The organism is Frondihabitans sp. GW821-FHT04F02, from assembly GCF_059420045.1.
In genome coordinates this window covers 89,372-110,132 of the sequence record NZ_JBWKSZ010000008.1, presented here as the reverse complement: position 1 = coordinate 110,132, position 20,761 = coordinate 89,372, and the positions used below count along the sequence as shown (strand labels likewise).

General features: G+C 71.0%; 21 protein-coding genes. 20 read left to right on the top strand and 1 reads right to left on the bottom strand.

What is annotated here, in order from left to right:
* Positions 1–29: 29 nt before the first annotated feature.
* From AC07TY_RS17845 to AC07TY_RS17780, 14 genes are all read left to right on the top strand, one after another.
* Positions 30–671 (top strand): hypothetical protein, encoded by a 642-nt coding sequence (locus AC07TY_RS17845; RefSeq protein ID WP_494786200.1) that lies wholly within the window; start codon positions 30–32, stop codon positions 669–671.
* Positions 668–1,876, top strand: a complete 1,209-nt coding sequence (locus AC07TY_RS17840; RefSeq protein ID WP_494786199.1) for a HipA domain-containing protein — start codon at positions 668–670, stop codon at positions 1,874–1,876. Before AC07TY_RS17845 ends, AC07TY_RS17840 begins: the two co-directional genes overlap by 4 nt.
* 101 nt (positions 1,877–1,977) lie before the next feature.
* Entirely contained in the window at positions 1,978–2,856 is an 879-nt protein-coding gene (locus tag AC07TY_RS17835; RefSeq protein WP_494786198.1) for an ABC transporter ATP-binding protein, read from the top strand.
* Entirely contained in the window at positions 2,853–3,665 is an 813-nt protein-coding gene (locus AC07TY_RS17830; RefSeq protein ID WP_123507221.1) for an ABC transporter permease, read from the top strand. Before AC07TY_RS17835 ends, AC07TY_RS17830 begins: the two co-directional genes overlap by 4 nt.
* Before the next feature lie 26 nt (positions 3,666–3,691).
* Positions 3,692–4,846, top strand: a complete 1,155-nt coding sequence (locus AC07TY_RS17825) for a sensor histidine kinase (RefSeq protein ID WP_494786197.1) — start codon at positions 3,692–3,694, stop codon at positions 4,844–4,846.
* A complete protein-coding gene (locus tag AC07TY_RS17820) occupies positions 4,843–5,475 on the top strand; it encodes a response regulator transcription factor (protein ID WP_494786196.1) in 633 nt (210 codons plus the stop codon). The genes AC07TY_RS17825 and AC07TY_RS17820 overlap by 4 nt, the downstream gene beginning before the upstream one ends.
* A gap of 96 nt (positions 5,476–5,571) precedes the next feature.
* Positions 5,572–7,605, top strand: coding sequence for an aldo/keto reductase (locus AC07TY_RS17815; RefSeq protein WP_494786195.1), 2,034 nt, complete (start codon positions 5,572–5,574; stop codon positions 7,603–7,605).
* Between the two features lie 21 nt (positions 7,606–7,626).
* Positions 7,627–8,646, top strand: a complete 1,020-nt coding sequence (locus AC07TY_RS17810; RefSeq protein ID WP_494786194.1) for a LacI family DNA-binding transcriptional regulator — start codon at positions 7,627–7,629, stop codon at positions 8,644–8,646.
* On the top strand, positions 8,643–9,866 hold the full coding sequence (locus AC07TY_RS17805) for an MFS transporter (protein WP_488624317.1): 1,224 nt from the start codon (positions 8,643–8,645) through the stop codon (positions 9,864–9,866). The genes AC07TY_RS17810 and AC07TY_RS17805 overlap by 4 nt, the downstream gene beginning before the upstream one ends.
* A gap of 68 nt (positions 9,867–9,934) precedes the next feature.
* The gene (locus AC07TY_RS17800; protein WP_494786193.1) at positions 9,935–10,660 is read left to right on the top strand and encodes a hypothetical protein; all 726 of its coding nucleotides are present in this window, start codon (positions 9,935–9,937) and stop codon (positions 10,658–10,660) included.
* 394 nt (positions 10,661–11,054) lie between these two features.
* The gene (locus tag AC07TY_RS17795) at positions 11,055–12,326 is read left to right on the top strand and encodes an ice-binding family protein (RefSeq protein WP_494786192.1); all 1,272 of its coding nucleotides are present in this window, start codon (positions 11,055–11,057) and stop codon (positions 12,324–12,326) included.
* A 164-nt stretch (positions 12,327–12,490) separates the two neighbouring features.
* Complete coding sequence (locus AC07TY_RS17790; protein WP_494786191.1) at positions 12,491–13,018, top strand: MarR family winged helix-turn-helix transcriptional regulator; 528 nt, start codon at positions 12,491–12,493, stop codon at positions 13,016–13,018.
* Between the two features lie 85 nt (positions 13,019–13,103).
* Positions 13,104–14,081, top strand: a complete 978-nt coding sequence (locus tag AC07TY_RS17785; RefSeq protein ID WP_488624313.1) for a diacylglycerol/lipid kinase family protein — start codon at positions 13,104–13,106, stop codon at positions 14,079–14,081.
* 80 nt (positions 14,082–14,161) lie between these two features.
* Entirely contained in the window at positions 14,162–14,419 is a 258-nt protein-coding gene (locus AC07TY_RS17780; protein WP_494786190.1) for a DUF6458 family protein, read from the top strand.
* Positions 14,420–14,445: 26 nt separating this feature from the next.
* Here AC07TY_RS17780 and AC07TY_RS17775 read toward each other — a convergent pair whose 3' ends face one another.
* Positions 14,446–14,892, bottom strand: a complete 447-nt coding sequence (locus tag AC07TY_RS17775) for a hypothetical protein (RefSeq protein WP_494786189.1) — start codon at positions 14,890–14,892, stop codon at positions 14,446–14,448.
* A 156-nt stretch (positions 14,893–15,048) separates the two neighbouring features.
* On the opposite strand from AC07TY_RS17775, the gene AC07TY_RS17770 reads away from it, so the two are divergent.
* The 6 genes from AC07TY_RS17770 to AC07TY_RS17745 all read left to right on the top strand — a co-directional run bounded on the left by AC07TY_RS17770 (position 15,049) and on the right by AC07TY_RS17745 (position 20,761).
* Positions 15,049–15,786, top strand: coding sequence for a VIT1/CCC1 transporter family protein (locus AC07TY_RS17770; RefSeq protein ID WP_494786188.1), 738 nt, complete (start codon positions 15,049–15,051; stop codon positions 15,784–15,786).
* Between the two features lie 23 nt (positions 15,787–15,809).
* Positions 15,810–16,520 (top strand): response regulator transcription factor, encoded by a 711-nt coding sequence (locus AC07TY_RS17765; protein ID WP_494786187.1) that lies wholly within the window; start codon positions 15,810–15,812, stop codon positions 16,518–16,520.
* Positions 16,517–17,947: a HAMP domain-containing sensor histidine kinase gene (locus AC07TY_RS17760; RefSeq protein ID WP_494786186.1), complete on the top strand. Its 1,431-nt coding sequence runs from the start codon at positions 16,517–16,519 to the stop codon at positions 17,945–17,947. Before AC07TY_RS17765 ends, AC07TY_RS17760 begins: the two co-directional genes overlap by 4 nt.
* A gap of 128 nt (positions 17,948–18,075) precedes the next feature.
* Positions 18,076–19,518: a ferredoxin reductase family protein gene (locus tag AC07TY_RS17755; RefSeq protein WP_488624307.1), complete on the top strand. Its 1,443-nt coding sequence runs from the start codon at positions 18,076–18,078 to the stop codon at positions 19,516–19,518.
* Positions 19,515–20,033: an FMN-binding protein gene (locus tag AC07TY_RS17750; protein ID WP_494786185.1), complete on the top strand. Its 519-nt coding sequence runs from the start codon at positions 19,515–19,517 to the stop codon at positions 20,031–20,033. Before AC07TY_RS17755 ends, AC07TY_RS17750 begins: the two co-directional genes overlap by 4 nt.
* Positions 20,030–20,761: an FAD:protein FMN transferase gene (locus tag AC07TY_RS17745; protein WP_494786184.1), complete on the top strand. Its 732-nt coding sequence runs from the start codon at positions 20,030–20,032 to the stop codon at positions 20,759–20,761. Before AC07TY_RS17750 ends, AC07TY_RS17745 begins: the two co-directional genes overlap by 4 nt.

The window sequence follows — 20,761 nt, the reverse complement described above, 5'->3', positions numbered from 1 at the left end:
TTCTTGTTCCGCAGGCGTAGAGTCGGGGCATGACGACGACGGAGCAGTACGCTGCTGCGCATGGCATCAGTGCCCGACGCGTGCGAACGCTCGCCAGCCAGGGTGCGATCCCAGCCCACCGGCGCGGCAAGACCTGGGTCATCGACTCAGAAGACCGACCCGCCCGCCCAGCCGCCCCGCGGTCGATGGGAACGGCGATGCGTGCTCACATGATCCGCGCGCTCAGAGCGCAGAGCCTCGACGGACTCACCGGACCCGATCGCGTTCGCGTGGCGAAGCACCTCGGCCAGCTCCGCCGGGCGGACAACCCCGCCGATCTGCTCCGCGCCTGGTTTCGCGGTCAGGTGCCCGCCGGGTTCACTCCCGGAGAAGTCATCGTCCGCCAGGCTCACGAACGGCGAGATGACCGGGTGGTCGCCCTCGTCCGCAAACCCCGCCGGAAGTTCGTCATCACCGGCGACCGGCTCGCGCGCGTTATCGCTGACGAACGAGCGATCCACCAGTGGACCGTCGGAGACCTGGCCGCGCTCGCCGATGTGGAAGCCCGCGACATCATCGATTTGGAGAAGGGAAAGCCCGGCGTCCGCATCGGCTCGACCCGTGCCGCCCTCCGCGCCCTCGGCGTGCAGCCGCTCGCGCTGCCGCCGGTGACCGTTCGGCCGACACCGTGACCCGCCGCCTGTCTGCGTGGCTGGAGGGCGTCTACGCCGGAGAGTTCATCGAGGACGAGCGGGCCGGGAGCATCACGTTCCTCTACGACGACAATGCACCGCAGACTCCCATATCGCTGTCGCTGCCTCGTGACGGGGCCGCGACCAGGAAGGCGGCAGGAAGGTTCCTCGGCAACCTTCTCCCGGACCGCCAAGCCGCCCGCGAATGGATGAAGAGCGTCACCCACGCCGCGTCCACCGGCACGTTCGATCTGCTCGCCGCAGTCGGAGGCGACCTCGCCGGCGGCCTCGTGCTTCTGCCGGGCGACGAGACGCCGGAGGCCGCGATCGGCGACCTCGACCCGGCCGAAGACGATGCGATCGCCTTTCGCATCCGTACCCTCCACCTCGATACCGACCGCTGGTACGACAGCGCAGAGCCGGCCCGGTTCTCCCTCGCCGGCTCGCAGCCGAAGTTCGCCCTCGCCGACATCGACGGCGACTGGTATTGGTCGAACGCCGCGATCCCGTCAACGCACATCGTCAAGCCCGCTGCGAACGTCAACGTCGGTGCGGAAGAGGCCGAAGTCGCAGCGATCGCTCTCGCAGCCCTCGTCGGCATCGCCGCCCCGAGGGCGTCCATCCTCACCATCGCGGGGGAGCAGGCGTACATCGTCGAGCGCTTCGATCGGGTGACCGGCGCTGACTCCATCGCGCGTCGCGTCCACGTCGAAGACATGGCACAGGCCCTCGGCAAGGACACCTCCGAAAAGTACGACGTGACGGCGAGACAGGTCATCGAACTGCTCGCCGCCCATGACGCCGACCTGCGCTCCGGGTACGACTTCGTCCGCCAGATGGCGTTCAACTCCGCCATCGGCAACGCCGACGCGCACGCCAAGAACTACTCGGTGCTGCTGCGCCCCGAGAGCATCAGCCTCGCCCCGATCTACGACTCCCTGCCGACACGGCTGTGGCCCTCCTACGACCAGACCCTCGCCATGAGGGTCAGCGGCGCCGACTTCCCGCAGGAGGTCGGCATCGACCACTGGGCGAAACTCGCCCGCACGAGCGGCCTCGATCAGGATCGCGTCGTCGAAGAGGTACGGGTCATCTACCAGGCGGTCGCCGACCGGGCCGACACCGCGTGGGCAGACCTGCCCGACGATCAGCCGGCTCGGATGCGCGACCTCATCCGGGAGCAGACCGGCAAGATCGCCCGCTGAGGGCGGGCCGCTCGCCCCCGACCCGCATCCACCGATCGGTTGACGCCGGGTCTGGCCGATCGGCTGGTCCGGCAGGCGACGGCGTCGGCCAGTGTGGTCTCATGAGCGAAACCGAGCACGTCAGCGTGCGAGACCTGCGCAAGACCTACGGCGCTTTCGACGCTGTCGACGGCATCTCCTTCGACATCGGGCGGGGCGAGACGTTCGCCCTGCTCGGGCCCAACGGCGCCGGCAAGAGCACCACCATCGAGATCCTCGAGGGGTATCGCGACCGCACCTCCGGCGACGTGTCCGTGCTCGGACAGGACCCGGGCCGGGCGGGCCGCGACTGGCGGGCGCGCATCGGCATGGTGCTGCAGTCGAGCGGCGAGAGCGGCAACGTCGGCGTGCGCGAGCTGATCGCGCACTTCGCCACCTTCTACCCGAACCCGCGCGACGTCGACGAGACGATCGCCGCGGTCGGCCTCACCGAGAAGGCGGGAACGCGGATCAAGGCCCTCTCGGGCGGCCAGCGCCGCAGGGTCGACGTGGCCCTCGGCGTGATCGGCCGGCCCGAGCTGCTCTTCCTCGACGAGCCGACGACGGGGTTCGACCCCGAGGCGCGGCACGAGTTCTGGAGCCTCATCCGCCTCCTCAAGCGCGAGGGCACGACCATCCTGCTCACGACGCACTACCTCGACGAGGCGGCGCAGCTCGGCGACCGGGCCGGGGTGGTCGTCGGCGGCAGGCTGGTGGCCCTCGGGCCCGTCGACGAGATCGGGGGGCAGGATTCGCGGATCCCCGTCGTCCGATGGGTCGACGCCGCGGGCCCGCGTGAGCAGCGCACGACCGAGCCGACGGCCCTGGTCGCCGAGCTGCACCGGTCGACGGGCGGCGAGGTCCGGTCGCTCGAGGTCATCCGCCCGAGCCTCGAAGACGTCTACCTCGACCTCGTCGCGAAGCACGACAGCACGGCGACGTCGACGGGAGTGCTCGCGTGAACGCCCTCGCTCTCGGCCTCCGCCGCGCCCGCTTCGAGACGGCCGTCTACTTCCGGCAGGGCGACACCGTCTTCTTCACCTTCCTCTTCCCGGTCGTCATGCTCACGATCTTCTCGGTCGCGTTCAGCTCGGCCGGCAACTTCGGCACGAAGCCGGACGGCTCCGGCGGGATCACCGCGGCGGCGTTCTACCTGCCGGGGATGATCGCCGCGGGGATCCTGCTGTCGGGGGTCCAGAACCTCGCAGTCGACATCGCGGTCGAGCGCGGCGACGGGACGCTCAAGCGCCTGGCCGGGACCCCGCTCCCGGTGCTGTCGTACTTCGTGGGGAAGTTCCTGCAGGTGCTTGCGACCTCGGCCCTGCAGATCGTGCTGCTGCTCCTGGTCGCGCGGATCGCCTTCCAGGTGGCTCTGCCTGCGGACGCCTCGAAGTGGCTCACGTTCGTCTGGGTCTACCTGCTCGGCATCACCACGTCGGCGGTGCTCGGCATCGCGCTCTCGCGGGTGCCGCGGACCGGCAAGAGCGCCACCGCGGTGATCGTGCCCATGGTGCTCGTGCTGCAGTTCATCAGCGGCGTCTACCTCTCGTTCAGCCAGCTGCCCTCGTGGCTCCAGAGCTTCGCATCGGTGTTCCCGCTCAAGTGGCTGGCGCAGGGGATGCGGAGCGTGTTCCTCCCCTCCACGTTCGAGACGCTCGAGCCCGGGGGATCCTGGGATGCCGCAGGAACTGCCGCCGTGCTCGGCGTCTGGCTCGTGGTCGGCGTCGTGGCCGCCCGCCTCACGTTCCGGTGGATCCGCAAGGACTCGTGACCGCGTCGCGTGAGAGGCTGAGCACCATGACCGGAGCACGGTGGTGGGACCTCTTCTTCGGGGCGACGATGGCCCTGATCGCCTCCATCTGCGTCATCAACCTCGTCGCGGGGGACGCCGACCGGATCGTCGCCGTGATCGTCATCGCGCTGCTGTCGCTCGCCTGGTGCGCGTTCGGCCGCCGCGGCTTTACCCGGCCGACAGCGGCGGCGGCCTTCCTGGCGATCCTCGTCGTGGCATCCGGCGTCATGGTGTTCGTCGACCCGAGCACGGCGTTCGTCCAGGCCATCGCCTGCCCTCTGATCTGGGTGACGGTCGATCGGGTCCGCGTCGCTGTCGCGGTGAACGCGCTGCTGACCGTCGTCATCGCGGTGGCCATGGCGACGGGCCTCGGGTCCGCGCCCGACGACTGGACCCAGGCCGTGCTCATCGAGGGCATCAGCCTCGTCGGCAGCATCGCGCTCGGGGTCTGGATCACCCGGCTCGCCGAGCTCAGCGAGGAGCGCCAGAAGCTGCTCGACGAGCTGACGCTCGCGCAGGTGCGGCTGGCCACGCTCAGCCGCGAGTCGGGTGCCTCCGGCGAGCGGGAGCGCCTCGCCCGGGAGATCCACGACACGATCGCGCAGAGCCTGACGGGCGTCGTGCTCCTGACGCAGCGGCTCAAGCGGGAGCTGGCCGCCGACACGCTCGACGTGGCCGGCGACACCGCGGCCCTCCTCGAGGAGAACGCGCGGGAGGCCCTCACGGAGGCCCGGTCGCTCGTCGCCTCGACCTCGGCGGTCGACCTCGGGGGAGGCGTCGAGCCGGCGCTGCGGCGTCTGGCCGGCCGCTTCGAGCGGGAGACCGGGATCCACGTCGACCTCGACGTCGATCGGGTCGACGGTCTCGACCGCGACGTCGAGGTGGTGCTGCTCCGCTGTGCTCAGGAGGGGCTCGCCAACGTCAGGAAGCACTCGGGGGCGGTGTCGGCCCGTCTCGGGCTGATCCGGGCGGGCGCCGAAGTGCGCCTGACGGTCGGGGACGACGGGGCGGGGTTCGATCCTGCGCGCCCCTCCGACGGCTACGGCCTGGCCGGGATGCGCGCGCGCCTAGACCTCGCCGACGGCCGGCTCGAGGTGCGGAGCGCGCCGGGGAGCGGATCGACTCTCGTGGCCTCGCTGCCGCTCGGGAGCGCCTCGTGATCCGTGTCATCGTCGCCGACGACCATCCGATCGTGCGAAGCGGCATCGTCGCGCTGCTCGCCGCGACCGACGACGTGGATGTCGTCGGAGTGGCGGGTGACGGGCGGGAGGCGGTGGACCTCGCAGCCGCGCTCCAGCCGGACCTGGTGCTGATGGACCTCCGCATGCCGGTGCTCTCGGGCGACCGGGCGACGGCGGAGATCATCGCCCGCGACCCCGCCGTGCGCGTCGTCGTGCTCACGACCTACGAGACCGACGAGCAGATCCTGACCGCCATCGAGGCAGGCGCCGTCGGCTACCTGCTCAAGGCGTCTCCGGAAGACGAGCTGCTGGCCGGCGTCCGCTCGGCCGCGCGGGGAGAGGTCGCGCTGGCGCCCTCGATCGCTGCCATGCTCGTGCGTCGCGTCGCCGCGCCGGCCGGAGCGCAGGCCGCGACGCCGGCGCTCACCGCGCGCGAGCGGCAGGTGCTCGCGCTGGTCGCCTCGGGCCACAGCAACCGGTCCATCGCCGGCGAGCTGTTCGTCAGCGAGGCCACCGTGGAGACGCACCTGATCCACGTCTTCGAGAAGCTCGGGGTGAGCGACCGGACCCGTGCTGTGACGCTGGCGATGGAGCTCGGGCTGCTCTGACGCTCTCTCGAGCAGGTGCGTGACGCGCCGGATCTTGATAGCGTGTGCGTGGCCGTGAACGTTCACGGTCGCTCACTTCACCGAGGAAGAAGACCGATGACCTCTCCTACGACGGCCCGCTGGGCAGTGCTCGGCGCCGGATCCATCGCGCGCCGCTTCGTCTTGCAGCTTCCCTCGTCGGGCGGCGTGCTGGCCGCGGTCGGCAGCACGGACGAGGGGCGCGCGGCCGGCCTCGCGGCGTTCGCCGTCGAGCAGGGCGCCGGGCCCGGCGGCTCCGGTGGCCCTGACGGCTCCGGCGGCGACGCCGTGCGGACAGGGACCTACGCCGAGATCCTCGCCGACCCGAGCATCGACGCCGTCTACGTGGCCACGGTCCACACCGGTCACGCGCGCCTGGTGCTCGACGCGATCGCGGCCGGCAAGGCGGTGCTCTGCGAGAAGCCCCTCACGCCCAACGCGGGAACGACGATGGTCGTCGCCGACGAGGCCAGGCAGGCCGGGGCGACCCTCGTCGAGGCGTACATGTACCGCTTCCACCCGCAGACCCGCGCCCTCCTCGACCTCGTGCGCGAGGGGGCGATCGGCGAGCTCGTGCACGTCGACGCCGCGTTCTCGTTCGCAGTGGCCGTGCGCGAGGGCCGCCTGTTCGACGTCGAGACCGCCGGCGGCGGGATCCTCGACGTGGGCGGGTATCCCGTCTCCATGGCCCGCGCGGTCGTGGGCGCCGCGCGGGGCCGTGCGTTCGCCGAGCCGCTCGCCGTCACAGCCAAGGGCACGCTCGGGCCGACCGGCGTCGACGAGTGGACGGTCGCTCAGCTCGACTTCGGCGACGGCGTCACGGCGACGGTGCGCTGCGGCGTCCGCGTCGACGACGCCAACGCGGTCACGATCACCGGGTCGCTCGGAAGCATCGTGCTCACCGACCCGTGGACGCTCGGCGAGCAGCCCGAGATGACCGTGCGCACGGTCGACGGCGAGACCCGGTCGCTCTCGTTCTCCGGCGCGCAGCCGTACGGGCTGGAAGCCGCCGCCACCATCGCCGCGCTGCGGGACGGCAGCGGCGAGACCCTCGAGAGCGGCCTCGACGACAGCGTCGGCACGGCCCGCGTCCTCGACCAGTGGCGGGAGGCGATCTCACTCCGCTACCCGTTCGAGCGGGAAGACGTGTCCATCCCTCCCGTCACCGGGGCGCCGCTCGCGGTGTCGCCCCACGCGCCGATGGTATACGGCGAGATCGACGGCGTCGGCAAGAGGGTGTCGCGGCTGATCATGGGCGTCGACAACCAGGAGAACCTGGCGCACGCGTCGGCGATCTTCGACCACTTCGTCAGCCAGGGCGGCAACACCTTCGACACCGGCTGGCTCTACGGCCACGGCGAGATGGAGGAGCGGCTCGGACGGTGGATCGCGAACCGCGGGATCCGCGAGGACCTCGTGGTCATCACCAAGGGCGCCCACACCCCCTACTGCGATCCGGAGTCGCTGAGCCGGCAGCTGCTCGAAAGCCTGGATCGCCAGGGCACCGGGTACGCCGACATCTACATGATGCACAGGGACAACACCGACGTGCCGGTGGGCGAGTTCGTCGACGTGCTCGACGAGCACCGCGCTGCCGGGCGGATCCACGTGTACGGCGGCTCCAACTGGACGCCGGCTCGCGTGGACGAGGCCAACGCCTACGCCCGGGCCAACGGCCGCGCCGAGTTCTCGGTGCTCTCGAACCACTTCGGACTCGCCGAGGCATACGACGTCCCGTGGGCCGGGTGCGAGCACGTCACCGATCCGGAGTCGAAGCGGTGGCTCGAAGAGCGCCAGATTCCGCTGCTGCCCTGGTCGTCGCAGGCCCGCGGCTTCTTCACCGGCCGCGCGCGCCCCGACGACCTCACCGACGCCGAGCTCGTCCGCTGCTACTACAGCGACGACAACTTCGAGCGCCTGCGCCGGGCCGAGCAGCTCGGCGCCGAGCACGGCGTGGCGGCGACCGCGATCGCCCTCGCCTTCGTGCTGCACCAGCCGTTCCCGACCTTCCCGCTCTTCGGGCCGCGCACCATCGCCGAGGCGCGCTCGTCGATGCGCGGTCTCGGCGTCGAGCTGACCCCGGAGCAGGTCGCCTGGCTGGACCTCCGGTGACGGGGAAGTAGCGGCCCGCGCATGAGCTCCGTGCCCCCACGGGCCACGATCATCGACGTGGCCGAGCTCGCCGGGGTGTCCCGGCAGACGGTCACCCGCGCCCTCAACGGTCTCGCCGACATCTCGCCGGCGACCCGCGAGCGCGTCGTCGCGGCGGCGCGCAGCCTCAACTACCGTCCCAATCGGGCGGCCCAGGGGCTGGTCCAGGGGCGCCTGACGACGGTCGGCTTCGTGGTCGACGACCTCAGCAACCCGTACTTCGCCGAGCTGGCCTCGGCCCTGTCGAGGCAGGCTGCCGAGCGCGACTGGAGCCTGCTCCTGTGCGACGTGGGGAGCGACCCGCTCAAGGGACGCGCGCAACTGGCGTCGATGACCCAGAGCGTCGACGCGGTCGTCCTGACCGGATGCCGGAACGACACGATGTCGCTGCTGCCCGACGACGTCCTCAGCGGCACCGGGCTCCGGATGCCGCTGGTCATGCTCGACGGGCCGGCGCACCCGCGCCTGGACGCGCGGGTCGTGCTGGACCTCGCGACGGCCGTGGGTCAGGCCATCGACCACCTCGTGTCGTCGGGGCGCACGCGCATCGCGTTCGTCGACTCGACCGAGGGCTCCGGCGACCGACTCGAGCTGTACCGTCGGCACGTCGCTTCGAGGGGGCTCGAGGGGGAGAGCCGGCCCTCCTACGCCGGCGTCGAGTCGATGGACGGCGGGCTGCGGGCGGCGCGCGAGATCCTGGCCGCCTGGCCCGACGTCGACGCGCTCGTGGCGTACAACGACATCATGGCGATCGGCGCGTTGAAGGCGCTCGCCGAAGCCGGGCGTGCCGTTCCCGGCGACGTCGCCGTCATGGGCATCGACGGCCTCGCCGTGGGCCGAGCGGTCACGCCCGAGCTCACGACGCTGGCGATCGACACGACCCGCCTGGCGCGCGAGGCTCTGGGCCTCCTGCACGACGCGCTCGGCGACCACACCCATCGCGACGACCCGTCGCACGACATCAGCGTGCCGCTGACGCTCACGCTCCGGGAGTCCGCATGACGAACCGCTCAGCCCGTCTCGCCCCGGCGTCGACCACGACGTCGTGGCGCAACGCCGTCATGGTGCTCTTCGCCCTGGGCGGGATCGCGCTGTCGACCTGGGGTCCCCGACTGCCGAGCATCCGCGACTCTCTCGGCATCGGCGACGGCCTGATCGGGATCGCCCTGGCCGGCGTCACCGTCGGCTCCGTCACGGGGCTGTCGCTCGCGGCGCACGCACTCGCCCGCTTCGGTCCGCGCCGCGCCATCGGCGGGGCCGCGGTGCTCATCGGCGTCGGCATCGCCCTCGTGGGGCTGGGCGCAGGGGTCGCCGCGTCCGTGCCGGCCACGGTGGTCGGCTTCGTGGTCGTCGGGCTGGCGGTCGGCTCCTTCGACGTGCTGATCAACGTTCAGGGTGCCGCCGTCGAGAAGGCCGCCGGCCGGACGCTGATGCCCCTGCTCCACGCCGCCTGGTCGGCGGGGGCCGTGATCGGGTCCGGGATCGGCGCCGGGGCAGCCGCGCTCGGCGTCGGGTTCGCGTGGCAGTTCCTGGCCGAAGCCGCCCTGATCGCCGTCGTCGGCCTGGGGGCGACGGCGTACCTGCGGCTGTCGCCCGCCGAGGAGGGCGAGGCAGCCGAGGTCGGGGGAGTGGACGGCGTGCCGTGGCGGGTGCGTCTGGGGCAGTCTGCCCGTCGGCTGCTCGACCCGCGACTCCTGCTGATCGGCGTCGTCATGCTCGGTGCGGAGCTCGGAGAGGGCACGGCGAACAGCTGGCTGTCGCTCTCCGCCCGCGACGGACACGGGCAGACCGAGACCGTCGCCGCACTGTTCTTCACCGTGTTCGCGATCTCCGAGACGGCGGCGCGCGTGGCGGGAGGGCCCGTCGTGGATCGGATCGGCCGCGTCCGCACGATCCGCCTGACGACGGCGATCGGCGTCGTCGGGCTGGCGGTCTTCATCCTCGGCGGGCCGGTCTGGGTCGTGCTCGTCGGGGTGGTGCTGTGGGGCTTCGGCGTGTCGATGGGCTTCCCGCTCGGCATGTCGGCCGCGGCCGAGAGCGGGCCCAACGCCGCCGCGCGGGTCAGCGCCGTCGCCTCGGTCGGCTACCTCGCCAACCTCGCGGGGCCGCCCGTCATCGGCGGGCTGTCCGAGGCCATCGGCCTGCTCGACTCGTTCTGGCTCGTCGCCGTGCTGCTGGCTGTGGCCTTCGCCGCCGCGGGATCGCTCCGCAGCCGCCGCTGAACCGGATGAAACCTTTTGCCCGCCGCGGACATCACTGACTAGGACCACACTCGACGAAGGGGGATTCCATGAACGACACCACTCATCACAGCAGGCGCAGGATCGCGGCGGCCATGGTCGCGGCAGCCGTCGCGGCCGCGCTCCTCACCGCCTGCTCCACCGGCCCCAGCGCCGCCGGGCCGAGCACCGAGACGCCGACCGCCGAGGCGCCGAGCGCCACCGAGGCTCCGGCCCCGACAGCCGCCCCGACCGAGGCGAGCACGCCGACGCCGACGAGCTCGTTCACCGCCGACGACACGTCCACATGGCCCATCACGTTCACCCGCGTCGGACCACTCACGATCGGCGGAAACCAGAAGGCCGAAGCGACGGTCATGACGGGCCTCGGGTACACCGGGTCCGAGAATCAGGAGCTCGGGCAGGGCGGCATGTGTCCCGCCGACTTCTTCTACGGCAAGGGCACCCCCCAGTTCGCCACCACGTTCCTGCCGGCGAATCCCGACGTCACGACCCTGGTGGCGGTCTCGGGCGACAACTCGCAGCCAATCAGCTCGACGGTCATCGCCGCATCGCCGAAGACGGAGGCCGGCATCGGCATCGGGTCGACGGTCGCGGCACTGAAGGCGGCCTATCCGGGCATCCCGAAGACGGGCGCCTACGGCGACATCACCACGTACTACGGGCTCAGCGGAGAGAACGGCCGCTGGATCGACTTCAGCGTCGGCGAGCGCGACGAGGTGGTCGGGATCACCCTCGCCGACAGCGGCATCCCGCCGTCCGAGTACTGCGGCTGATCGAGTACTGCGGCTGATCGAAGGCGGGGTTGATGGGGTGCCACGACCCGAAGCGTGTCACCCCCATCACGATGCGGCACTCCGACCCGAATCGTGTGCCCTGCACCTCATGTCGCAGGTCTTACCCCGACCCAGCCAGGCGGCCCCACCCAGAGGCTGCCTGCCGACATGCGCCAAGTACACGCCTCTTTGAGCGGTTCTCCCCGGAGCCGGGCGAATTGCCAGGTTGATTGAAATCGTGAGACACCGGAAGGCCGGTTTGCGACGTCTTAATTGAATCTGTGAACTAGAAGGCCTGTTTCGACCAATCTTCAGGTATAACTCGGGTACCGGGGATCACGGGGGCGTCGTCGACGCTTACACATGTGCCTCTCCCACTCAGGCAGGGGCCACCATGGCCAGCACGCCCATCTTCCGTCCGCTTCTCGTCGTGGCCACCGGCATCGGTCTCGCTGCGGCCCTCACTCTCGGGGCCGCGTCGACGGCCTCCGCGGCGACCGTCCTCGACGGCCCCGTGAACCTCGGCACCGCGAAGACCTTCGGGGTCCTCGGTGCCAGCACCGTCACCAATACCGGCACGACCCTCGTCGACGGCGACCTGGGCGTCTCGCCCGGCACCGCCATCACCGGATTCGACGGCGGCCCCGGCATCGTCAACGGCACCATCCACACGACCGACGCCGAGGCGACGCAGGCGCAGGCGGACACCACCACGGCCTACAACGTCGCCGCATCCCTGACCCCCACCCGCAAGGGGATCAGCGAGCTGAGCGGCCTGAGCCTCACCCCGGGCGTGTACACGGGCGATGACCTCATCCTCTCCAACAACGGCGCACTCACCCTGGCCGGCAGTGCGAAGTCGGTCTGGGTGTTCCAGGCCGCCTCGACGCTCACGATCGGATCGGCGACCCGCATCACGATCACGGGCGGTGCGACCGCCTGCAACGTGTTCTGGCAGGTCGGGAGCTCGGCGACGATCGGCTCGGCGGCTCAGTTCCAAGGCACGGTCCTGGCCCAGGAGTCGGTGACCGCGACCACGAGAGCCACCATCGTCGGCCGTCTCCTCGCCCGCACCGGTGCGGTGACCCTGGACACGAACACCATCACGGCGCCGACCGGCTGCCCGAACCCGGGTACCACGTCCGAGACCACCGCGCCCACGATCACGTCGGGCGCTCCGACGACCGCGACGGCGGGAACGCCGTACACGTACACGGTGACAGCAACAGGCTCGCCGAAGCCGACGTTCACCTCGACCACGCTGCCCGCCGGCCTCGTCCTCAACGGCACGACGGGCGTCATCTCGGGCACTCCGACGACTCCGGGCAAGACGACCTTTACCATCACCGCGAGCAACGGCACCACCCCGACCGATTCCGCGACCTACACCGTGACCGTCCGGACCCCCGCGGGTACCGGTGCTGGCACTGGCACTGGCACAGGCACAGGCACAGGCACAGGCACAGGCACAGGCACTGGGACGGGCACTGGGACTGGGACAGGCACGGGCACCGGCGCTGGCACAGGCTCCGGTGCCGAGCTCGCGTACACCGGCACCGACACGATCGGCGCGGGTGCGGCCGCCGGCCTGCTCCTCGTCGGCGGGGCGGTCCTGGTCACGGCCAGCCGTCGCCGTCGCCGCGCCGCTGCCGCACACCGGGCCTAGGGGCGTGTCGAACGACACGGCTTCCGCCCGGTGCCTCGCCGCCCGCGCAGGCCGCACGACGGAGGCGGATGCGAGGGCGTCGACGGGAGTGTGCTTCGATGGCCTCCCGCGGATGTTCATCGGACGATGGCGCATGCTTGCGGACCCCCTACGGAAGGTCCATCGTGAGCAGCATCGTGACATCCCTCGACAGCGAGGGTGACGGCGACAGCCGGCGCGAAGAAGAGGTCCCCATGCCCGTGACGCCGATCGCGCTCCTCGAGGCGATGTCCGCCCTCCAGACGGCCGACGCTCACCTCCGCTGGCGCCTCCGTGACCGCCTCCAGCTTCGAGCGAACGAGATCTCGGCGCTCGAGTTCGTGGCTCGGCTCGGGCGTCTCGGCCAACCCGTCCGGGCGCTCGACATCGCCCGGGCTCTCGGCGTCACCAGCGGGGCCAGCACGATCATCGTGTCTCGCATGATGGATCGCGGACTCCTGAGCCGCACCGACAATCCTCGAGACGGGAGAGGGCATCTCCTGTACCTCACACCGGCCGCGAAGGCCGAGTTCTCCGCGGCGCTCGGCGACTCGCGTGACGACGTCCGCGCGCTTCTGGCCGGCCTGTCTCCCCGCGAGTCGAAGCGCATCATCACCCTCCTCTCCGCCATGACGGCCTCGCTCGACCTCGGCGGCATCCTGCCCGCCGCGTGACGACGGTCACCCGACCGAGTGCCCGGTCGTACGCGCGGGTGACGGTGGGGCACAGCACTGAGGAGCCACCCGGTACGGTGAGCGCATGACGACCCCTCCCTCCGCCCCTGCCCGTCAGGCCGCGGTCGTGTACAACCCGATCAAGATCGACGTCGAGGCCGTTCGGCAGGCCGTCGCCGTCGCCGAGAAGGAAGCCGGCTGGCCGAGCACGCTCTGGTTCGAGACCTCCGAGGAGGACGCCGGCCAGGGCCCTGCAGCCGAGGCGCTCGCCGCAGGAGCCACGATGATCATCGCGGCCGGGGGAGACGGGACGGTGCGCGCCGTGGCCGAGGGCATGCACGACTCGTCGGCCTCGCTGGCGCTTCTGCCGTCCGGTACCGGCAACCTCCTGGCCCGCAACCTCAAGCTGACCCTCGAAGATCTCGACAACGCCCTCCACACGGCATTCGCCGGCGACGACCGCGCCATCGACCTGGGCCTGATCGACATCCGGCGCGACGACGACAGCGTCACCAAGCACGTCTACGTGGTGATGGCGGGTCTCGGCGTCGACGCGCGGATGCTCGCCAACACCGACGCCGACCTCAAGAAGAGGGTGGGGTGGCTCGCTTACGCCAAGGCCCTCGTCACCACTCTGCGAGAGAAGAACCACCTCGAGTTCCGCTACAGCTTCGACGGCAAGCCCGCCCGCACCATGCGCGCGAACACGATCATCATCGGCAACTGCGGAGCCCTCCCCGCGAACATCCTCCTGCTGCCGGACGCCGCCATCGACGACGGGGTGTTCGACATCCTGCTCTTGCGGCCGGAGAGCTTCCTCGGGTGGCTGCAGATCCTGTACAAGGTGTTCTGGGAGAACGGCGTAGTCCGGCGACTGCCGTTCGCCGACAAGCTCAAGGGCCGGGAAGACGACGCGCTCCGCTACGTCAAGGCCAAGTCGGTCACGGTGAAGCTCCGCGGGCCCGAAGACATCGAGATCGACGGCGACGAGTTCGGCAAGGCGGTCGGCTTCCGGACGACGGTCAAGCCGGGCGGCCTGACGGTGCGCGTGCCGCGCGACTGAAAGCGGCCTCGCGCGGGCGCCAGCGGTGCTCTGCCGCTACGCTTCACAAGCCACACACACGGACGACGAAAGGACTGACCATGAGTATCGGCGGAGGCATCTTCCTGCTCGTCATCGGCGCCATCCTGGCGTTCGCCCTCAACTTCCAGGTCGCGGGCATCGACATCCACCTGATCGGCTACATCCTCATGGCCGCCGGTGCGTTCGGAGTGATCCTCGGCATCGTCCTGGCGACCCGCCGCCGTCGCGTCGTCTCGACCTCGCGAACGGGCGTCGACTCCGTCTCGGGCGAGCGGGTCACGCGGCGCAGCACGGAGGACGACGGCCCGCTCGTCTGAGCTCCCGCCAGCGTGGCCGGTACGTCTCAGCTCGAAGTCCGGTTGAGCCGCGCCGACTGAACGGACAGCCAGACGGCGAGCCCGTAGACCACGAAGGCCAGAGCGACATGGAAGGGCGTCATCCAGTCCATGCCCAGCCCAGAGATGGCATGACCAGAGAGCCACTGTGCGACGGTGGCGGCGAACAGCACGACGGCGGCGATCCTGAGTCGACCCGCCGACGCGAGGCGCACTGTCGCGACGATGGCTGCGATGAGCGCGGACACCATTATCGGGTAGGCCATGACGCCGTGGACGTCGACCCAGGTCTGCTTGGTCGACTCGGGGAGTCCGTCCTCGATGAAACTGCCTGCGGTCACCGACTGCGCGAAGATGAACAGCACGGCGACGCCCGTGGCAATGGCGTAGGCGCGGCGAGCTGACGGAGTGGCGGGCGGGCGGGCGGGGACTGGGCGGCTCGAAGAGGTCGACATGCCTTGACCGTAGGTGTGGCCGGACCGTGCAGGGGCCGGTAAAGCACGACCGAATGTTCGAATGCTCACATGGTGGGCTCACGTTGCCCGGGTTCACGGGGGTAGGAAAGCCTACCCAGGCTGGAAGTCCGGCGTGGAGAGGGTCACTCTGAGCGCATGACCGGACTGGATGCGACACAGGGCCCGCCACCTCACGACGGCGAGCAGCACACGGGCAACCTCGCGCAACGGCTGAACTGGCTGCGCGCGGGCGTCCTCGGGGCCAACGACGGCATCGTCTCGGTCGCGGCGATCGTCGTGGGCGTCGCAGGCGCCTCGACCTCGACGGGCGCCATCGCCACGGCCGGAGTCGCGGGACTCGTCGGCGGGGCGATCTCGATGGCGGTTGGGGAGTACGTCTCGGTCAGCAGTCAGCGTGACAGCCAGCAGACTCTCATCGCCAAGGAGCGGGAAGAGCTCCACTCCGACCCGGACGCTGAGCTCGAGGAGCTCACAGCGCTCTACGAAGTCCGCGGGCTGTCACGGGAGACCGCCGAGACGGTCGCGAAGGAGCTCACGGCTAAGGACGCCCTCGCGGCCCACCTCGCCATGGAGCTGAACATCGACGAGGACGACGTCGTCAGCGCCTGGCATGCGGCAGCCGCCTCCGCGCTCGCGTTCACGATCGGGGCCATCCTGCCGCTCGCGGCGATCCTGCTGCCTCCGTCGTCGATCCGCGTGCCCGTGACGTTCGGGGCGGTGCTGATCGCACTCGCGCTCACCGGAGCGGTGGGGGCCCACATCGGTGCAAGCTCGAAGGCCCGTGCCACGATCCGAGTCGTCGTGGGCGGCGCCGTCGCCCTCGCGGCCACATTCGTCATCGGTATGCTCCTGCACACCGGTGGGATCGCCTAGCGGCGTCGAGCGGAGGAGCGGCCGTGGCACGGATCCTGGTCGTCGAGGACGACGTCGAGATGCGCGGGCTGGTGAGCGAGAGCCTCGCGGGGGAGGGGCACGAGGTCACGGCCGTCGGCGACGGAGTGGCAGCCCTGATCGCAGCGAGCACCGCCGAGTTCGATGCGGCGGCCATCGACGTGATGCTGCCCGAGATGACCGGGTTCGAGATCTGCCGACGGCTCCGCGAGGCCGGTCGACGGTTTCCCGTCATCCTCGTCACCGCACGGGATGCCGTGGACGACCGCATCTTCGGGCTCGACGCCGGCGCGGACGACTATCTGACGAAGCCGTTCGCGCTGGCGGAGCTGAACGCTCGGCTGCGCGCTCAGCTGCGAGGGCGGGCAGATGCCCAGATGCTCCGGGAGGCGCCGCTACGGGCAGCACCGCTGCTGAGCGCGGGCACCCTGGAGCTCGATCCGATGGCGCTCCGGGCCCGCATCGGCGGCCGCGTCGTGCCCTTCAGCGTCAAGGAGTTCTCGCTCCTGCGGGTCCTGGTGCAGTCGACCCCCGAGGCCTGCTCGCGGGCTGCGATCCTCGACGAGGTCTGGGGGTCGTCGGAGCACTTCGATCCCACCATCGTCGACCAGTACGTGAGCTACGTGCGCAAGAAGCTGGCGGCGGCGGGAGCGGACGTGTCGATCTCGACGGTCCGCGGCGTCGGCTACCGCCTCGACGCACCGGCCGAGCCGTGAGACGACTCGGCTCGCTGCCGATCCGGGTTCGGATCACCCTCGGCAGCTTCCTCGCCGCCGCCGTTGTCCTGGCGGCGGTGGCCGGGCTGATGGCACACGAGGTCCGAGCGACGACCGCATCCAGCGAGGCGACCCTCGCCAGGAGCGACATCGCCCCCTATGTCGCGGATCTCCAGGCCAATCCGGACGAGACGCCCGACACGCCCTCGACGGGAGTCCTCGTCGCGATCCGCGCCGAGTCCGGCGCCTTCCTGGTCGACTCCCTGCCCGCGGGCCTCAAGCGGAACCTCGACGACCGCGACCTCCACGACTCCCGGTTCGCGCGGGCGCCCCACGGGGAGGAGGACGCTGAGGCTCCCGTCCGGCGCGTGACGAGCGGGACGACGACCTATGTCGTCGTCGAGCGCCATCTCACGACGAGCGAGGGCCGGTTCACCTTGTGGGGCGCTCGGAGCACGTCGTCAGGAGACCTGACCATCGCCGCGCTCGATCGCTCCCTCCTCGCGGGCCTGGTCGTCGCGCTCCTGGCGTTCGCAGCGGCATCGTGGCTGCTGAGCAGCCTGTCGCTGCGGCCGATCCGCCGCCTCATCGAATCCGCCGAGCAGCTGAGCCACGCCGACACCGGTGAGGCGCTCCCCGTCTCACCCGCCGGCGACGAGCTGACCCGGCTCGCCGCCACCCTCAACGTCTTCGTCGCGAGGCTCCGCGCCAGCGCCGACCACGAGCGCCAGATGGTCTCCGACGCCAGCCACGAGCTCCGAACCCCGCTCGCGTCGCTCACGGCGCGGCTGGAGCTCGCGCACCGGTCGAGCGGCGACGCCGAGGCCCTCGAGGCCGAGATCACCGCGGCCCAGGCGAGCGTCGATCGACTGACCACCCTCACCACCACCCTGCTCGAGCTCTCCCGACTCGATCAGTCCGCGGAGCCTGGGCGATCCCAGCCGTCGACGGGGGCGCAGGAACTGGTCGCCGAGCTCCTCGCCTCCGTCGACCGCGCCCGGGTGGCCCCGTCGGCTTCGACCATAACGATCGACTACGACGTCGACGGGGTCGCCGCCCTGGCCGCGGACTACGCCCTCTCGCCGGAGGCTTTCGGCCGCGTCGCCGACAACCTCGTCGCCAACGCCGTCACGTTCAGCCCCGACGGCGGCGTCGTCACGATCGTCCTGAGTCAGCGAAATGTGCTCGGGAAGGAGGTCCTGCACCTTGCCGTCTCCGACGACGGGCCGGGGGTGCCGGACGACTTCCTCGACGCCGCATTCGACCGCTTCACTCGTGCCGACGACTCCCGCCGTCGCATCCGCGGGGGTACCGGCCTCGGCCTCGCGCTCGTCCGGGGCCTCGTCGAACGAGCCGGGGGTCGCGCCGAGCTCCTGAATCGACCTCACGGGGGAGCCTCGGCCGTCGTGCAGCTGCCGGCCGTCTGAGCTCGCTGCCGGCACGAGCCCAGATGTGAGATCTCGAAGAAAACCGGCCCGACTTCCGGGGTCTGCGCATAGGTCGCGATCCGACTATGGATTCACCGACGGCATCCAGACCGTCCCAAGGAGATCCCATGACGTCGACCGCCACCCGCCAGGCGCCGCCCTCCGCGTTCGCTCGGCCGCCCGCCCAGTCGTTCGTCGCCGACGCCCGCCGACGTCGCCGTGACCGCCGACGTCGCAGCGTCGTCGTCGACCTGCTCACCATCCTCGTCTGGGCGTCCGCGGCGATCGCCGTCGCCCTGTACCTCGCCTCGCCCGGCGCCCATGACATCGCCGGCCCGGCGGGCGTCGTGACCGCCGCGGGGATCGCCGCGGGCCTCGTCGCGACTGACCTGGTCCTCGTGATGATCCTGCTGGCAGCTCGCGTACCCGTCGTCGACCGCTTCTTCGGTCACGACCGTGCCATCGCGGTCCACGGCTCGCTCGGCAAGCCCGTCCTCTACCTCCTCCTCGCGCACGGCCTGCTCCTGACCGTCGGCTACGGCCTGTCGGATCGCATGAACCCGGTCGGCGAGACCCTCTCGCTGTTCACGACGGTGGAGGACATGCCCCTGGCCTACCTGTCGCTCGGCCTGTTCGTCACGGTGGTCGTGACGTCGCTCGTCGCCGTGCGTCGAAAGCTGCCGTACGAGGTCTGGCACGGCATCCACCTGCTCACCTACGCCGCCGTCGCCGTGGCGCTTCCGCACCAGCTGAGCGTCGGCAGCGTCCTGGTCTCGGGCACCTGGCAGCGCGTCTACTGGATCACCCTCTACGTCGTCGTGCTCGCAGCCGTGGTCGTCTACCGGTTCGCGATGCCCTTGATCGCGACCTTCCGACACCGCATCCGCGTCACCGGGGTCGAGCCGATCGCGCCGGGCGTCTACTCCATCCACCTCGCCGGACGCGACCTCGACCGGCTCGGTGTCGAGGGCGGCCAGTTCGGCATCTGGCGGTTCTGGACCGCCCGCACCTGGTTTCACGCCCACCCCGTCTCGTTCTCGGCGCTGCCCGGTCGCGACACCGCCCGGATCACTGTCCGCGACCTGGGCGCAGGATCGCGGCGACTCGGCCGGATCCGCCCCGGCGCGTTCGTCTCGCTCGAGGGTCCCTACGGCCTCTTCACCTCCCGTGCGCGCACCGCCCCGTATCTGTCCCTGGTGGCGTCGGGCATCGGCATCACGCCGGTGCGGGCCCTGCTCGAAGACTCCGACCTCCGCCCAGGAGAGGCCACGATCCTGCTTCGAGGCTCCGACGCCGATCAGCGCTACCTCTGGGACGAGGTCGCAGACCTGGCCGCACGCACCCGCAGCGAGCTGTTCGCGATGATGGGGGCCCGGCCGGCCGGTGCCGCTGCGTGGCAGTCCGCCGACGACTTCCGTCGCGGGGTCACCCTCGTCTCGACCTTCCCGCACCTGCTGGAGTCGGACGTCTACATCTGCGGCCCACAGGCCTGGGCCGACCTCGTCGCCCGCGACGCACGTCTCGCCGGAGTCCCCGAGCACCAGATCCACCAGGAGAGGTTCGCATCATGAGAGCACGCGCACTCGCCGGCGGCGTCATCGCCTCGGCCGCCATCGTCAGCGTCGGCTGGCAGATCGGTGCCCAGCAGCTCGCGGCCACGTCGGCGTCGTCGGCCGGCTCGGCTGCTCCTGGCGCAGGATCCGGCTCGTCGACGCCGTCGACGCCGTCATCGAGCCCGTCGGCGTCGTCCGGCAGCTCGGCCTCCGGGAGCAGCACGTCCGGCGGCACGAGCTCCTCGAAGACGTCGGTCTCGGGCACGTTCGCCGGCACGACGGTCCAGACGCAGTTCGGGCCGATGCAGGTCGAGATCGTCATCGCGGCGGGAAGGATCACCGACGTCAGGGCGCTGCAGCTGACGGACCAAGGGGGGCGCTCCGTGCAGATCAGCAACTACGCCGCCCCGATCCTGCGGACCGAGGCGCTGAGCGCCCAGTCGGCGAGCATCCAGTCGGTCAGCGGCGCGACGTACACCAGCCAGGGCTACATCACGTCGCTCCAGGCCGCGATCGACAAGGCGGGGCTGTGACCGTCCACGTCTTCGGCACCATGGGCACGGTGGTCAGCCTCCGCGACCCCGACTCTGCGCTCGCGCCGACCGACTACGACGCCGTGGAGGGCGTCTTCCGTCGGTACGACGAGAGATTCAGCCTCTACGACGAGGCGTCCCCCCTGAGCCGGATCGCTCGGGGCGAGCTGGCCCTGGTGGCCGCCGGGCCCGCGGTCCTCGACGCCTACGCCCTCGCGATCGACTGGCGCAACCGGACCGGCGGCGCTTTCACGCCGCATCGTCCAGACGGCGTCATCGACCTGTCGGGCGTCGTCAAGGCGCTGGCGATGGACGAGGCCGGGCTCCTGCTGGACGAGCGCGCCGACGACTGGATGCTCGCCGTGGGCGGCGACGTGCTCGCGCGGGGAGAGCACGAGCAGATGGCCTGGAGCGTGGGAGTGGTCGATCCTGCGGCTCGAGACCGCCTCGCGGGCCTCGTCGACCTGACAGGCACCCGACGGGCGGTCGCGACCTCGGGGACCGCCGAGCGGGGCGAGCACATCTGGCGGCGCGGCGCCGAGGAGTTCACGCAGGTCACCGTCGCCGCGGACGACATCGTGACCGCCGATGTCCTGGCCACGGCGATCGCGGCGGGCTCGGCGGCCGACCTCGACGCGCTGACGGCCGCGCACCCGGTCGACGTCATCGCGTTCGATCGCACCGGGTCGGCACGCGCCACTCCCCGGGCTCGGGCCTGGGTGGTGTGA

Excerpts from the sequence above, each read along its gene's own strand:
- AC07TY_RS17810 (WP_494786194.1), top strand. The coding sequence starts at position 7,627 with ATGAGCTCCGTGCCCCCACGGGCCACGATCATCGACGTGGCCGAGCTC.
- AC07TY_RS17825 (WP_494786197.1), top strand. The coding sequence starts at position 3,692 with ATGACCGGAGCACGGTGGTGGGACCTCTTCTTCGGGGCGACGATGGCC.
- AC07TY_RS17795 (WP_494786192.1), top strand. The coding sequence starts at position 11,055 with ATGGCCAGCACGCCCATCTTCCGTCCGCTTCTCGTCGTGGCCACCGGC.
- AC07TY_RS17800 (WP_494786193.1), top strand. The coding sequence starts at position 9,935 with ATGAACGACACCACTCATCACAGCAGGCGCAGGATCGCGGCGGCCATG.
- AC07TY_RS17835 (WP_494786198.1), top strand. The coding sequence starts at position 1,978 with ATGAGCGAAACCGAGCACGTCAGCGTGCGAGACCTGCGCAAGACCTAC.
- AC07TY_RS17845 (WP_494786200.1), top strand. The coding sequence starts at position 30 with ATGACGACGACGGAGCAGTACGCTGCTGCGCATGGCATCAGTGCCCGA.
- AC07TY_RS17755 (WP_488624307.1), top strand. The coding sequence starts at position 18,076 with ATGACGTCGACCGCCACCCGCCAGGCGCCGCCCTCCGCGTTCGCTCGG.
- AC07TY_RS17750 (WP_494786185.1), top strand. The coding sequence starts at position 19,515 with ATGAGAGCACGCGCACTCGCCGGCGGCGTCATCGCCTCGGCCGCCATC.
- AC07TY_RS17805 (WP_488624317.1), top strand. The coding sequence starts at position 8,643 with ATGACGAACCGCTCAGCCCGTCTCGCCCCGGCGTCGACCACGACGTCG.
- AC07TY_RS17815 (WP_494786195.1), top strand. The coding sequence starts at position 5,572 with ATGACCTCTCCTACGACGGCCCGCTGGGCAGTGCTCGGCGCCGGATCC.
- AC07TY_RS17785 (WP_488624313.1), top strand. The coding sequence starts at position 13,104 with ATGACGACCCCTCCCTCCGCCCCTGCCCGTCAGGCCGCGGTCGTGTAC.
- AC07TY_RS17780 (WP_494786190.1), top strand. The coding sequence starts at position 14,162 with ATGAGTATCGGCGGAGGCATCTTCCTGCTCGTCATCGGCGCCATCCTG.
- AC07TY_RS17770 (WP_494786188.1), top strand. The coding sequence starts at position 15,049 with ATGACCGGACTGGATGCGACACAGGGCCCGCCACCTCACGACGGCGAG.
- AC07TY_RS17775 (WP_494786189.1), bottom strand. The coding sequence starts at position 14,892 with ATGTCGACCTCTTCGAGCCGCCCAGTCCCCGCCCGCCCGCCCGCCACT.